The sequence below is a fragment of the Mycobacterium basiliense genome, assembly GCF_900292015.1.
Taxonomy (GTDB): Bacteria; Actinomycetota; Actinomycetes; order Mycobacteriales; family Mycobacteriaceae; genus Mycobacterium; species Mycobacterium basiliense.
Genome location: NZ_LR130759.1, coordinates 128,735 through 143,707, shown reverse-complemented (window position 1 = coordinate 143,707; position 14,973 = coordinate 128,735). Strand labels below are relative to the sequence as shown.

The following is a 14,973-nucleotide window of genomic DNA, read 5'->3' as shown; positions in this document are numbered from 1 at the left end:
CGCGCTGACCATCGCGACGGGTCCGCCCGGTGGGCGCATCGAGCGGGCTGGTGTTCGAGTCAGTCGTTGGTAAGTTCGCGATGCTCGATCAGATCGCGCATGCCGCCCACACCGAGCCGTTCCCGAAAAGCCTGCGCGGTGTAGCCCATCGCAGTCGCGTCGCTAAGAGCCCGCACGGTCGCCGAACGCGGCATGTGGAACAGCACGCCCATCTCACCGAAGTAGTCCCCGGGTCCGGCCACCTTGACTAATTCCTCACCGCCGTCGGCTAATTCGTGCACGATTTCGAATTCGCCGTCGGTTACCACGTAGATAAGCTCGCCCATCGTGCTCTGCTCGAACAGCACCTCGCCCGCCGCCAGCTGCACGGTTTCGGGCGGGCGATTCGATTCGGCGAAATCGGGGGTCAGTTCCACCACCCGGTCGGCCATCGGCAGCATCCGACTGTCGTGCGTGGCGACCACCACCACCCGATCACCATCGGCGAGTTCACGAATCAGCCGCAACACCTCCTCCACCTGGATGAAGTCGAGATGCGCGGTCGGTTCATCGGCCAGGATCAGCGGCGGATCCAACGCAATCGCGCGAGCGACTGCGACGCGTTGCTGCTGCCCACCACTGAGATCCCCCGGGCGGTGCTTCATTCGCTCGGCAAGATTGACGCGGGTCAGCAACTCCTCGGCACGCCGACGGGCGGCCGCACGCGACATCCCGGCGGAGCGCAGCGGAACCGTCACATTCTCGAGTGCGCTAAGGCTCGGTACGAGGTTGAACGCCTGGAACACGATGCCGACCTTGTCCCGGCGGTACTTGGCCAGCGCCGCGCCCTCCAGCGTCGTGATATCGACGTCCTCGAACTTGATTGCCCCGGACTTGGGCCGAAGGATGCCGCCGAGGCAGGACAACAGCGTCGTCTTTCCGCAGCCGCTCGGTCCCAGCAAAATAACCAACGAGCCGGCCTCCACGTCCAGATTCAGACCGTTGATCGGCCGCAGGGCATACCCACCGCTGTAGTACTCGACGACGAGGTTCTGAATGCTGAGATCACCCACCGCTCACGGACCTCCGAACGCAAGCGCGGGATCGACGGTGACTACCCGTTTCAGTCCCGCAAGACTGGCCAACAGGCCGATCCCGATCGCCACCACCGGGAGCGCCAGGTAGGCACCGACGGGCACCGCGACAATCATCGGAAACAGCGGCGCCAGCAGCTTCGAAAGGACGACACCCACGCCCGCCGCAAGCAGGGAAACCACCAGCGCCTGCAACGCCAGCCCGGACATGATCGCGCGCGTCGGCGTGCCAATGGCCTTGAACACCGCGAAATCGCGCAGGCGCTCCAGCGCGGACAAATACACCACCGATCCGACGATCATCGCCGCGACGATCCACAGCAAAACGGCCACGATCGAGATCGAGTTCACCGCGACCTTCAACGGCCGCAACAGATCATTGACAGCGCCCTCACGGTCGTAGGTCTGGTAGCCATCCGGAAGGCGCTGGGGCGTGCCGTCAACCCCGATCGATGTGACCATCGGCTGCCTGTTGTAGGCCACTTGTTGCAGCCCAGCGGTGGTCAGAAAGATGTTGGGGATCTTGGCCAGTGCGGTGGAGTTGGGCACGATGCCCACAATTCGCAACGTGTGCGCGCCAATTTCCAGCGTGTCACCGAGGTGCCTGCCCAACGTGCTAGAGACCGCGACCTCGCCCGGTTTCGCTGGCGCCCTGCCCTCTGAAATCTGCGGCATCCCCGGTCCGTGCTCCGGCGCGCCGAAAGCAGTGACGTTTCGGGTTGACGTGCCTTCTTTCATGATCGTGCCGACACACCCCAACGGGGCCGCGGCGGCGACGCCGGGCTCGGCGGCCACCCGAGCCAGGTCAACATCGGGGAAAGGCGTTGAACCCAAAAACGGCCCGGCCGAGCCCTGCTTGACCACAAATATGTCCACACCTAGCGAATCGACGGTGTGCCGAGCCTCGACCCGGAAGCCGTTTGCAAGCCCGGTCAAAACCAGCGTCATTCCAAAAATCAGCCCAGTGCTAAGGACCGCGATAACAAGGCGACGCTTTCTCCATTGCATGTCGCGCAGTGCCGCGAAGAGCATCCCCAGAACCTATCAACGTCACCACGGTCCTGGACCGGGTTCGGTTGTGAGTCGATCAATCAGCGAACTGCGATGACCGGCGACTGGTCGTGCCGACCGGTCTCCGGTAGTGGACACGCTCACCGCACCGCGGCTGGCCGAGGCCATCCATGCTTTGCTCGCGATTCATTGACTCAACCCATCCGGGGGGAATACGGTCGGAGATACGCTACTTGGCGTAGCGTAATGATTGTTCGGTTCCGGGATCGCCGCCCTGTCTTGCATCGCAGCCGGGTGACCAGAAAGAGGCTCAGAGGAACTCATGTTTGATTTGAAGATCGTCGGCGGCGATGTCATTGACGGCACCGGCGCTCAGCGTTATCTCGCCGACATCGGCATCAGGGACGGCAAGATCGTCGACATCGTCCGCCGTGGCGTCAACGACCCGCAGCTGGGTGGCGAGTCGGCCGAAACCATCGACGCAACCGGTCAGGTGGTGGCCCCCGGCTTCGTCGACATCCACACCCACTACGACGGTCAGGTGAGTTGGGACGGCTCACTCGAGCCGTCGAGCGGACACGGCGTGACAACGGTCATCACCGGCAATTGCGGCGTCGGTTTCGCGCCGGTTCGCCCCGGCAGCGAGGACTGGCTGATCAAACTGATGGAGGGTGTCGAGGACATCCCCGGTACCGCGCTCACCGAGGGCATCACCTGGGGCTGGGAGAGCTACCCCGAATACCTCGACGCGATCGGCAACCGGAAGTTCGCGATCGACGTAGGCAGCCAGATCGCCCACGGCGCCGTCCGCGCCTACACGATGGGTGACCGCGGCGCCCGAAACGAGCCGGCAACGCCGGACGATATCGCGGCCATGGGCAGGTTGGTCACCGAAGGTATCGAAGCCGGCGCGCTCGGATTCTCGACGTCGCGCACGCTGGCCCACCGCGCCATGGACGGTGAGCCGGTGCCCGGAACGTTTGCGGCCGAAGACGAGCTGTTCGGGCTAGGCCGTGCGATGGCGGCCGGCGGGCAGGCAGTCTTCGAGCTCGCCCCGCAAGGCGCCGCCGGGGAGGACATCGTCGGGCCTAAGAAGGAACTCGACTGGATGCGGCGGTTGGGCGCCGAGATCGACCGACCCGTGTCGTTCGCGCTGATCCAGGTCGACGCCGACCCGAACCTGTGGCGCGAGCAGCTGGCCCTCTCCGCGGACGCGCACGCGGCCGGCAGTCGACTGCACCCGCAGATCGCCGCGCGCCCGTTCGGGATGATGATCGGCTTCCAAGGCCACCATGCTTTTGGCCATCGGCCCACGTACCGCCGGCTCAAGGCCGAATGCAGCCGCGACGAGCTCGCGCAGCGCCTGGCCGATCCCGCGGTCAAAGCCGCGATCCTGGCCGAGGAGGATCTGCCTATCGACCCCACGGTGCTGTTCGACGGCATGTCCGCGTTCGTGCAGTACTCCCTGGGACGTCTTTATGCACTCGGCGATCCACCCGACTATGAGCCGACGCCTGACCGGACCGTCGCGGCGATCGCCGCCGCCCAGGGTGAGGACCCGTTGGCGACGCTGTACGACCTCATGCTCGAAGCGAACGCCAGCGCCATGCTGATGCTGCCGCTGTTTAACTACGCGGACGGCAACTGCGACGCGATCCGCGAAATGATGCTGCACCCTACGGGCGTGCTGGGGCTCTCGGACGGCGGGGCACACTGCGGCATGATCTGCGACGCCTCTTACCCCACTTTCTTGTTGACGCACTGGGCTCGCGACCGGCGGCGCGGCAGGAAATTGCCGCTGGAATACGTGATCCGCAAGCAGGCCCGCGATACGGCGCACCTGTTCGGCCTCACCGACCGCGGCACCATCGAGCGGGGAAAGAAGGCCGATATCAACGTCATCGACATGGCGGCGCTGCGACTGCATCCTGCGGCGATGGCCTACGACCTGCCCGCCGGTGGCCATCGGATCTTGCAGGGCGCAAGCGGATACACGGCCACGATCGTCAGCGGTGCGGTGACCCGGCGCAACGGCGTCGACACCGGGGCCCGTCCCGGCCGGCTGGTCCGCGGAGCGCGTTAAGAGACCATCCGATGAGCATGACCACCGGCGATACGGCCCGGACCCGCGATCAGGACGCGATCGCATTCGCCCAACTAGAGATCGAACGAATGTGGCCAAGGTTGTGGCAGCTTGCCTGCATGGTCGACCATGTCGCAGAACCCGGCGACCATTTTGAATACCGCTGTGGCCCATACAGTTCACTGATCATACGAGGCGAGGACGGCGTGCTGCGCGCTTTTCAGAATGCCTGTCGTCATCGCGGCAACTCGCTGTGCGTGGGCTCCGGTTCGGGGCTGCGTGAGTTGAAGTGCGGCTACCACGGCTGGACCTGGGACCTGGCCGGCACGCTCAAGCGAGTGCCCAACCGCAAGCGTTTCGGCTCGCTGAGGCTGTCCAACTTCCCGCTGGCGCCGGCCAGGGTCGACACCTGGGAGGGATTGGTCTTCGTCAATCTCGACATCAACGCGATCCCACTGATCGAATACCTGGACTCGACACCCGACGATATTGCCTGGTGCCATCTGAGCGACTTTCGCTGCTACGCCACCCTGACCGTCGAAATCGAAGCCAACAGGACATCCGGGTGCTCCCCGGGATCCAGCGTGGCTTGCGTCAGCCCGGCTTCACCCACCTGACGCTCTCCGGTGAAGAGCGGCGGGTGATCAACATGCACCGCAACCTGGAGCGCTACCTCGATCTACCCGAATCTGCGCGCATGAGCGGCGGAGACGCGTAACCGTCGGCGCCGCACGGCCTTGTGCGATAGATCACAGCAGCCCATCGGATCAGGCGGCGCATTCTCCGGGCTGTTCCCTTCGAGCGAATTTCGTCTTGCGAAGATATTGTGCGCGTGCATCTTTGACATCTACCCGGCCCACGTTCCTGCGCGCCAAGCCGCGAAATTGCTCGGGCCATCTTCGTTGCGCTGCGAAAATTGGGGAGTGACAAGCCAGCTGGTCACTGTGTATCTTCACTTCGCGTTACAAATAAATAGCCATTGACGCGATGCGGGAGAAACCTCGATGTCGAGGCGCCGTAGGAGCAATCTCCTCCCCGGGAATCTCTCAGGCCCCAGTACCGCACCGCCGAGGCAACTCTGGAGACAAGGATCGGTCGTAACGGCCGTGCCTTACCGAAGGTGTACGGGCGTCGCCGTCGCGCGAGGCCACAGACTCTCAGGTTTCAGGACAGAGCGGGGAGGGAGCAACCAGCCCGGTGCGCCCGGGCCCACTGGAACCGGAGTTGCCCCTTGTCCGAAATGCATGATCAGCCTTCTTGCGGCGCCACCGCGGCGTCGAGTTTTGTTCCGCGCCATATCGGCCCCGATCCCGTCGCGACCGCACACATGCTCGATGCCGTCGGGTACGCGAGCCTTGACGAATTGACCGATGCCGCCGTGCCGGCTCAGATCCGCAACTCCGCACCGATGGCGTTGCCCGCGGCGCGGACCGAGCAACAGGTGCTCACCGATCTGGCTGCGATCGCTGGCCGCAATACGGTCCGGGTGTCGATGATCGGCCAAGGCTACTCGCCGTGTGTTACTCCGGAAGTGCTGCGCCGCAATCTCCTCGAATCGCCGGCCTGGTACACCGCCTACACGCCCTACCAGCCGGAGATATCCCAGGGTCGCCTGGAAGCGCTACTGACCTTCCAAACCGTGATCGAAGACCTCACCGGGTTGCCGTTGGCCGGCGCCTCGTTGCTGGACGAGGCCACCGCGGTGGTCGAGGCGATGCTGCTGATGCGTCGGTCCAACAACAACCCGTCGGCGCGTCTCTTGGTCGACGACGACTGCTTTCCCCAGACACTTTCGGTACTGCGGACCCGCGCGGCGGCGGTGGATATCGAGATCGAACTTGTCGACGTCTCCGCGCCTTTGCCCGACGGCGACTTTTTCGGCATCGTACTGCAATCACCCGGGGCCAGTGGCGCCGTGCGCGATCTGAGCGCGCTGATCACCGCCGCGAAAGCCCGTAGCGCCATGTCCACTGTTGCGACCGATCTGCTTTCGCTGACCCTATTGACCCCGCCCGGTGAACTCGGCGCCGACATTGCAGTCGGTTCGGCGCAACGGTTTGGCGTTCCGCTGTTCTTCGGCGGGCCGCACGCTGGGTATCTGGCCGTGCGCAGCGGCTTGGAACGCGCGCTGCCGGGCCGCCTGGTAGGGGTATCCAAGGACGTCGACGGCGCGGCCGCATATCGGCTTGCCCTGCAGACTCGCGAACAGCATATCCGCCGTGACAAGGCCACCAGCAACATCTGCACCGCCCAGGCCCTACTGGCCAACGTCGCCGCGATGTACGCCGTCTACCACGGCCCGGAGGGATTGCGGGACATCGCGTCTCGAGTGCACGCGCACGCAGTTTCGGTTGCGGCCAGCCTGCGCCACGGCGGCCACACCGTAGTACACGACCAGTTCTTCGACACGGTGTTGGTCAAGACTCCCCAGCGCGCCGGCGAATTGGTTGCGCGCGCGAAAACCCTCGGGGTAAATCTGCGACTGGCCGACGCCGATCACGTTGGGATCAGCTGCGATGAGACCACCACCGCCGAGATCACCACATTGGTAGTCAAGGCTTTTGGTGTCGAACGGGTCGTGCCGGGCCGGTCGGGCCTCCGTTCCGGGCTGACCCGAACGACGCCCTACCTGCAGCACCGGGTGTTCCACGAACACCGTTCCGAGACAGCGATGATGCGGTTCTTGCGCAGGCTGTCCGATCGTGACCTGGCCTTGGACCGCAGCATGATTCCGCTGGGGTCGTGCACCATGAAGCTCAATTCCGCAGTGGAGATGGCACCCATCAGCTGGCCCAACTTCGCCAACATCCACCCACACGCGCCCGCCGAGCAAACCGGCGGCTATCGGGAACTGATCACCGGTCTGGAACGCTGGTTGGCCGAGATCACCGGCTATGACCGAGTATCGCTGCAGCCCAATGCGGGCTCCCAAGGTGAGCTCGCCGGCCTGCTGGCCATCCGCGCCTACCACGCCAGCCGTGGTGAGCAGCAGAGGCGGGTGTGTCTGATCCCGCAGTCGGCGCACGGCACCAACGCGGCGTCGGCGGTACTGGCCGGAATGCGGGTGGTCGTGGTGGGCACCGCGGAAGACGGCAGTATCGACCTCGCCGATCTGCGGGCCAAGATCAGCGCCCACCGCACCGAGCTCGCAGCCATCATGCTGACCTACCCATCCACCCACGGCGTCTACGAACCCGGCGTCACCGGTGTGTGCGATCTGGTTCATCAAGCGGGCGGGCAGGTGTACATCGACGGCGCCAACCTCAACGCGCTGGTGGGGATTGCACGACCGGGACACTTCGGCGGTGATGTGTCACATCTGAACCTGCACAAGACATTCTGCATCCCACACGGTGGAGGCGGTCCGGGCGTCGGACCGGTGGCGGTGCGCGCGCACCTGGCGCCATTCCTGCCGGGCGACCCGTGCGACCACTCGGCCAACTCCCCGATCGCGGCCGCGGCCTACGGATCGGCGGGTATCCTCCCGATCACCTGGGCGTACATCGCACTGATGGGAGCCGCCGGGTTGAGCGCGGCAACCAAGACCGCCGTTCTGGCCGCCAATTACGTGGCCGCCAGACTCAACGAGCACTACCCCGTGCTGTACACCGGGCCACACGGTTTGGTGGCTCACGAGTGCATCCTGGATCTGCGGGAGCTGACTCGTCGCTCGGGGGTGACCGCAGAGGACGTCGCCAAGCGGCTCATCGACTACGGATTCCACGCTCCGACACTGTCCTTTCCCGTCAAGGGCACGCTGATGGTTGAGCCGACTGAGTCCGAGGACCTCGCCGAACTCGATCGCTTCATCGACGCGATGATCGCCATCCGTAACGAGATCGACATGGTCGTCTGGGGCGAATGGCCGCTCGAGTCGAGCCCACTGCGGCAGGCGCCACACACCGCCGAAATGGTGTGCGCGGACACCTGGGACCTGCCGTACTCACGGAGTACGGCCGCCTTCCCCGCGCCCCATCTGACCGTCGACAAATACTGGCCCCCGGTACGGCGCATCGACGGCGCGCACGGCGACCGAAACCTCGTCTGCTCGTGTCCCGACGTGGAGGCATTCGAGTCGAAACCACTAGCGGAGACCGCGGCGCTCTAACCACTTGGCCTTGAGGAGGTACGTATGACAACCACCTTGGACACACCGTCCTCGCCCCTCCTGGGGGAGCATCAAGCACTCGGCGCGCGTTTCACCGACTTCGCCGGCTGGCAGATGCCGGTGCGATACGGCAGTGAGTTGGCCGAACACCACGCGGTACGCAGCACGGCCGGGCTATTCGATCTGTCCCACATGGGCGAGATTGATGTCGTCGGTCCGCAAGGCGCCGCGGCTCTCGACTACGCGCTGGTGGGCGCCTTTGCCTCGGTTCCCGTCGGCAAGGCCAAATACTCGCTGTTGTGCGGCCAAGACGGCGGAGTTATCGACGATCTGGTCACCTATCGACTCACCGAAGACCATTTCGTTGTGGTGGCCAATGCCGCCAACACGGCGGCGGTGTGCGCCGCGCTAAGGCAACGCGCCGCGGGATTCGACGCCACCATCACCGACCGCTCGGCCCAGACCGCTCTCATCGCGTTGCAGGGACCCGTCGCCGAGCGCGTGCTGGGCAAGGTCGTCGCACCCCTTGACCGCGGCACGGTTGCCGAGCTCAAGTACTATGCGGCCGCCCCTATTCGGATAGGTGGGACACCGGTATTGCTGGCACGCACCGGGTACACCGGCGAGGACGGATTTGAGCTTTACGTCGACAACGACCATGCCGCCGAGTTGTGGCGATTGTTGCTCGACGCCGGATCGCCCGACGGCGTAGTCCCGGCGGGATTGGCTTGCCGCGACACCCTGCGACTGGAAGCAGGCATGCCGCTCTACGGCCACGAACTTTCCCTAGACACCAACCCGTACGAGGCCGGTCTGGGCCGAACCGTCCGACTGGAGAAGGACTTCGTCGGCCGCGACGCCCTTGCCGAACTATCGACCCGGACCCCGAGCCGCGCATTGGTCGGACTGCAAGGTCTCGGTAAACGCGCCGCCCGCGCCGGGTACACCGTGCACACCGAAAACGGCCACCAGCAGATCGGAACGATCACGTCGGGCGCGCCCTCGCCCACGCTGGGGTACCCAATCGCGTTGTGCTACCTCGACCTAGGCTCAGCGGAAGTCAATTCGGTTGTGGCGGTGAACATCCGCGGCACCATGGAACGGTTCCGCGTGGTCTCCACGCCGTTCTACGCCCGGCCGAAACCCTCCTAGCCGTCATCGACACCCCCGCAACAAACCCCGTCCCCTACGTCAGAAAGCCACTCATGACCGACCGCGACATCCCCGGCCACCTCAGCTACACCACCGACCACGAGTGGATCGACCTCGCACCCGGAGCCACACCGCCCGAGACGCCGGTCCGCATCGGCATCACTTCGGTGGCCGTGGAAGCCCTCGGCGACCTGGTCTTCATCCAGCTTCCGGAGGTCGGCGACACCATCTCCGCCGGTGACAACTTCGGCGAGATCGAATCCACCAAGACGGTCTCGGATTTGATCGCACCGGTCTCTGGTGAGGTCGTCGAGATCAACGCCGCCGTGGTGGAGGACCCCGCGGTGATTGGCACCGACCCCTACGGCGCAGGTTGGCTGGTGAGGGTGCGGGTCGACGAGCTGGGAGCGCTGTTGAGCGCCGCCGAATACTCCGAACAGAGCGGACAGGACTGATGACGATCCTCAATCAACCCCTGGGCACCTTCGACCCCGACATCGCCGCCCTGATCGACAGCGAGCTGCGCCGCCAGGAAACTGGATTGGAAATGATCGCTTCGGAGAACTACGCGCCCCTGGCCGTGATGCAGGCCCAGGGTTCGGTGCTGACCAACAAATACGCCGAGGGATACCCGGGCCGGCGCTACTACGGCGGCTGTGAATACGTCGACGGCGTGGAACAACTCGCCATCGACCGCGTCAAGGCCCTTTTCGGTGCCGAATTCGCCAACGTACAACCGCATTCGGGGGCAACCGCCAACGCGGCCACCATGCACGCCCTGCTGACTCCCGGCGATACGATCCTTGGACTATCGCTGGCGCACGGCGGTCATCTGACCCATGGCATGCGTATCAACTTTTCTGGCAAGCTCTACAAGGTGGCCGCGTACCAGGTGTCGAAAGAGGACTACCTCATCGACATGGAGGCCGTAGCCGAAGCCGCCCGCGAGCACCGGCCCAAGATGATCATCGCCGGCTGGTCTGCCTACCCCCGCCACCTGGACTTCGCCCGATTCCGCGACATTGCCGACGAAGTCGACGCCGTGCTGATGGTCGACATGGCGCATTTCGCCGGGCTGGTCGCCGCCGACCTGCACCCCAGCCCGGTGCCGCACGCCCACGTCGTCACCTCCACCACACACAAGACACTGGGCGGGCCTCGGGGCGGCATCATCTTGTCCAACGACGCCGCCATCGCCAAGAAGATCAACTCCGCGGTCTTCCCCGGCCAGCAGGGCGGTCCACTCGAACACGTCATCGCCGCCAAGGCCACCGCCTTCAAGATGGCTGCCCAAGCCGAATTTGCCCAGCGCCAGCAACGATGCCTCGACGGCGCCCGGATCCTCGCCGACAGATTGGCCCAACCCGACGTCGCCGAGCACGGCATCACGGTGCTGACCGGCGGCACCGATGTGCACCTGGTCTTGGTCGACTTACGCCACTCCCAACTCGATGGTCAACAAGCCGAAGACCGGTTGGCCGCCGTCGATATCACCGTCAACCGCAACGCGGTACCGTTCGACCCGCGCCCACCGATGGTCACGTCGGGACTGCGGATCGGTACCTCGGCCCTGGCCTCACGCGGGCTGTCCCTGGAAGACTTCCGGATCGTGGCGGATATCATCGCGGCGGCACTAACCGCTTCCCGAGATGATCAGTTGGCCACGCTTCGAGACCAGGTTCGAGCACTTGCCGCGCGCTATCCCCTCTATCCCGAGTTACACACGCCGTGACCATCAGCGTTTTCGAGCTCTTCACGGTGGGTATCGGGCCGTCCAGTTCCCACACCGTGGGCCCGATGCGCGCTGCCAATGAGTTCGTATCCACCTTGCGCTCCAGCGATCGGCTGAAGCTCCTCGGCTCGGTGCAGGTGGAGCTGTTCGGTTCGCTGGCCGCAACCGGTGCCGGCCATGGCACCATGTCGGCGATACTGCTTGGGTTGGCAGGTTTTCAGCCCGAAGAGATCACCACCAAGGACAAGGAACGCTGCCTCGCCGAGATCGCATCATCCGGTGCAACGCGGGTCGGCGGCACCGTGGCGGTGCCACTGACCGAGGGCGACATCGTCTTGCATCCCGATGTGGTGCTGCCCACACACACCAATGGGATGACGTTCACCGCCAAGGATTCTCAGGGCAGCGTCCTGGTAACCGAGACGTATTTCTCCATTGGCGGCGGCTTTATCGTCACCGAACACTCGGGCCCCAGCGGCGGACAGCATGGGTGTACCGTTGCGCATCCCTATGCCTCGGGCCGGGAATTGCTCGAAATCTGCGACCGGCTCGACCTGTCGATCAGCGCGGTGGCGCTGCGCAACGAATCCTGCTGCCGTACCGAAAACGAGATCCGCGACGGCCTGTTGCACCTGCGTGACGTCATGGTGGAGTGCGAACTGCACAGCGTTACTCGCGACGGGGTACTTCCTGGGGGCCTCGAGGTGCGCCGGCGCGCGAAAGGCTGGTTCGAGCGGTTGAGTGCCGAGGATCCCACTCGCAAACCGGAATTCGCCGAGGATTGGGTCAACCTCGTGGCGCTGGCGGTCAACGAGGAGAACGCGTCGGGCGGGCGCGTGGTCACCGCACCGACCAATGGTGCCGCCGGCATCGTGCCCGCCGTTCTGCATTACGCAATGCATTACACACGGGCCGGCGCCGCCGATCCCGACGACACCACGGTCCGATTCCTGCTCACCGCGGGCGCCATCGGATCCTTGTTCAAGGAACGGGCTTCGATCTCGGGCGCCGAGGTGGGCTGCCAGGGGGAAGTCGGCTCGGCGGCCGCCATGGCAGCGGCCGGCCTGGCGGAAATCCTTGGCGGCTCACCGCGGCAAGTGGAGAACGCGGCCGAGATCGCCATGGAACACAGCCTCGGCTTGACGTGCGATCCCATCGCCGGGCTGGTCCAGATCCCGTGCATCGAACGGAATGCGATTTCGGCCGGTAAAGCCATCAACGCCGCCCGGATGGCGCTGCGCGGCGACGGCATCCACCGGGTCACCCTCGACCAGGTCATCGACACCATGCGCGCCACCGGTGCCGATATGCACGCCAAATACAAGGAAACCTCCGCCGGCGGGCTCGCCATCAACGTGGCCGTCAACATCGTCGAATGCTGACCACCACCGCGGCCACGAGGTCTATCCGGACACCGTTGAGCGCCTGTTACAGTCACCCGCGCAGGAACGCGATCTGATTGGGGTATCGGCATGACTCGTGACAGGTCGGCCCAGGAGACCGAATCCACCGACGTCGTGGTGATCGGTTTCGGTGCGGCGGGCGTGTGCGCGGCCATCGCCGCCCGCGAACAGGGAGTGCAGGTCATCGCGCTGGACCGCGCCAATGGCGGCGGGGCGACGGCGATATCCGGCGGGATCGTCTATGCCGGCGGGGGTACCAAGGTGCAGCAACAGGCCGGGGTGAGCGACAACTTCGAACAGATGCTGGCCTACCTTCGGCTCGAAGTCGGCGACGCCGTCAGCGACCAAACGTTGGCATCATTCGTACGCGGTAGTTCCGAGATGATCGACTGGCTCACCAAATACGGTGTGCCGTTTGACTCCACGCTGTGCCCCTATAAGACATCGTTTCCGAACAATCGCTACTACCTGTATCACTCGGGCAGTGAGAACGCCGGGGCATTCCGCAGCCATACACCGCCGGTTCAGCGCGGGCATCGAGTGAAGGGCAGGGGCACATCCGGCAAGGAGCTGTATACGCCGCTAGCCAAATCCGCAGTCGCCCTGGGGGTTCAGTTTCATCCGCACACCAAGGCGAGAAAGCTGGTTCAGGATTCCGCTGGCCGGGTGACCGGGGTGGAAGCGTTCACGATGAGCCACGCCCCGGCCCGCGTCCGGCGCTGGTATACAACGCTGGCGGCGGTGTCGACCAAGCCGGGCATCTACTACCCCCCGCTACGCCGAATGGTGGAGCGCCGCCTCGGCCGACTCGAGCGCCGCTACGCCCGACCGGTTCGGATATCCGCCCGACGGGGGGTGATTGTCTGTGCCGGCGGCTTCATCGCCAACACCGAATGGGTGCAACGCTTTGCACCGCAATACCTGACCGGACTCCAACTGGGGACCAGTGGTGATGATGGCAGCGGCATCGCGCTTGCGCAGAGCGTCGGCGCCGTCACCGAGCGGATGGACAACGTCTCGGCGTGGCGCTTCATCACGCCGCCGAGCGCCTTTATCAGCGCCATCGTTGTCGATGAGAAAGGTCAACGGATCATCGATGAGAGCCGGTACGGCGCGGCAGTTGGGCAGGCCATGGTACGAGACCATGGCGGAAAGGGCTGGCTGCTCGCGGATGCGGCGCTGATGAAAGAAGCTCGCCGCCAATTGATCGAGCAAACTCTGTGGTTCCAGCGCGCTCAGGTCGCTGCGCTGATGCTCACCGACTCCGTCCGCGCGCCATCGCTGCCCGAAGTCGCACGCGCGGCGGGCATCGATCCAGATGGACTGTTGGCCACGGTCGAAGCTCACAACAGTGCAATCGATGCCGGGACACCAGATCCCACCGGAAAGCCCGCGGAGTTTGTCCGCCGGATAAGTCAGGGACCCTACACGCTGTTGAACATCTCGGTGCGGCCCAGCCTGCTGAACCCCACGCCGATGCTCACCCTCGGCGGCATCAAAGTCGACGAGCGGACCGGAGCCGTCGTCGACGACGCCGGCGCTGCGATTCCCGGCCTGTACAGCGCGGGGCGTACCGCAACCGGAATCTGCTCCAACTCATATGTCAGCGGGCTCTCGATCGCCGACTGCGTGTTCGCCGGTCGCCGCGCCGGGACCCATGCTGCCGCCGAATCGCATGACCAGACCAGCGATCATCCAGCGAGATAGCGGACCGCGGCGGATCCGAGTCCCGGCGGCTGCACACCGGGTGGTGGCCCGGTCACGGCCAAGGCTCGAACAGACACTGCGTGAGTATTGGCTGCAGCCAGGTGGCGAGTTCTGCGTCGTCCATGTCGGGAAGCGGCGGTAGGGAAAGTACGTAGCGCGCAACCGCTAGACCAAGCAATTGCGTGGCAAACAGCGCGGCGCGCTCGGCGGCATGGTCGGGGACCATCGCGGATAGGGCTGGCGCAATCCGCTCGACGAACACCTCACGGAGCGCACCGGCGGCGTGCTTGTTCGTCGAGGCCGCGCGCAGCAACGGAAGAAACGGACCCTGGGGCCCCCAGATATCGACGAACCTCGGCACCAGCACTTCGGCGATGCGGTCCGCTGGGACATCGGAGAGATCGGGGAACGCGATATCCACGCGGGAGACCGCGGCAAAAAGTTCGGCCTTACTGCCAAAGTAGTGCATGACCAGCGCCGGGTCGACCCCGGCCGCCGATGCCACCGAGCGGATGGTTGTTCGTTCGAAGCCAAACTCCCCAAACTGCGATCGTGCGATGTCCAGGATCGCCGTTCGGGTGGCCGCTCCATCTCTGGTCTTCGCGGGCATGCGCAACAGTGTATTTAACAACTGTTGACACCGGCGGGTCAGGGACCTAGCGTCATGTCAACAATTGTTGAACTCGCGCCATCGAGGTCGCGGG

The 14,973-nt window shown here is 64.9% G+C and carries 10 protein-coding genes, 1 pseudogene and 1 riboswitch; of the genes and pseudogenes, 8 read left to right on the top strand and 3 right to left on the bottom strand.

Annotated elements, in window-relative coordinates; all coding sequences use genetic code 11:
* Positions 1-59: 59 nt before the first annotated feature.
* On the bottom strand, positions 60-1,052 hold the full coding sequence (locus MB901379_RS00715) for an ABC transporter ATP-binding protein (RefSeq protein WP_158014859.1): 993 nt from the start codon (positions 1,050-1,052) through the stop codon (positions 60-62).
* Positions 1,053-1,055: 3 nt separating this feature from the next.
* Entirely contained in the window at positions 1,056-2,105 is a 1,050-nt protein-coding gene (locus tag MB901379_RS00710; RefSeq protein ID WP_158014858.1) for an ABC transporter permease, read from the bottom strand.
* Between the two features lie 301 nt (positions 2,106-2,406).
* Between MB901379_RS00710 and MB901379_RS00705 the strand changes: the two genes are divergently transcribed.
* From MB901379_RS00705 to MB901379_RS00670, 8 genes and pseudogenes are all read left to right on the top strand, one after another.
* Entirely contained in the window at positions 2,407-4,167 is a 1,761-nt protein-coding gene (locus MB901379_RS00705; RefSeq protein ID WP_158014857.1) for an N-acyl-D-amino-acid deacylase family protein, read from the top strand.
* A gap of 11 nt (positions 4,168-4,178) precedes the next feature.
* Positions 4,179-4,721: pseudogene (locus tag MB901379_RS00700) on the top strand (aromatic ring-hydroxylating oxygenase subunit alpha); the annotation flags it as partial.
* Between the two features lie 426 nt (positions 4,722-5,147).
* Positions 5,148-5,239, top strand: a riboswitch (glycine riboswitch).
* Between the two features lie 168 nt (positions 5,240-5,407).
* A complete protein-coding gene (gene gcvP / locus MB901379_RS00695) occupies positions 5,408-8,275 on the top strand; it encodes an aminomethyl-transferring glycine dehydrogenase (RefSeq protein WP_174236957.1) in 2,868 nt (955 codons plus the stop codon).
* A 24-nt stretch (positions 8,276-8,299) separates the two neighbouring features.
* A complete protein-coding gene (gene gcvT / locus MB901379_RS00690; protein ID WP_158014855.1) occupies positions 8,300-9,427 on the top strand; it encodes a glycine cleavage system aminomethyltransferase GcvT in 1,128 nt (375 codons plus the stop codon).
* 53 nt (positions 9,428-9,480) lie between these two features.
* Positions 9,481-9,882: a glycine cleavage system protein GcvH gene (gene gcvH, locus MB901379_RS00685; protein ID WP_158014854.1), complete on the top strand. Its 402-nt coding sequence runs from the start codon at positions 9,481-9,483 to the stop codon at positions 9,880-9,882.
* Positions 9,882-11,159: a serine hydroxymethyltransferase gene (glyA, locus tag MB901379_RS00680; RefSeq protein ID WP_158014853.1), complete on the top strand. Its 1,278-nt coding sequence runs from the start codon at positions 9,882-9,884 to the stop codon at positions 11,157-11,159. Before gcvH ends, glyA begins: the two co-directional genes overlap by 1 nt.
* Positions 11,156-12,541, top strand: coding sequence for an L-serine ammonia-lyase (locus MB901379_RS00675; RefSeq protein WP_158014852.1), 1,386 nt, complete (start codon positions 11,156-11,158; stop codon positions 12,539-12,541). Before glyA ends, MB901379_RS00675 begins: the two co-directional genes overlap by 4 nt.
* A 90-nt stretch (positions 12,542-12,631) precedes the next feature.
* Positions 12,632-14,269, top strand: a complete 1,638-nt coding sequence (locus MB901379_RS00670) for an FAD-binding protein (protein ID WP_158014851.1) — start codon at positions 12,632-12,634, stop codon at positions 14,267-14,269.
* Positions 14,270-14,321: 52 nt separating this feature from the next.
* Here MB901379_RS00670 and MB901379_RS00665 read toward each other — a convergent pair whose 3' ends face one another.
* A complete protein-coding gene (locus MB901379_RS00665; protein WP_158014850.1) occupies positions 14,322-14,879 on the bottom strand; it encodes a TetR/AcrR family transcriptional regulator in 558 nt (185 codons plus the stop codon).
* Between the last annotated feature and the right edge of the window lie 94 nt (positions 14,880-14,973).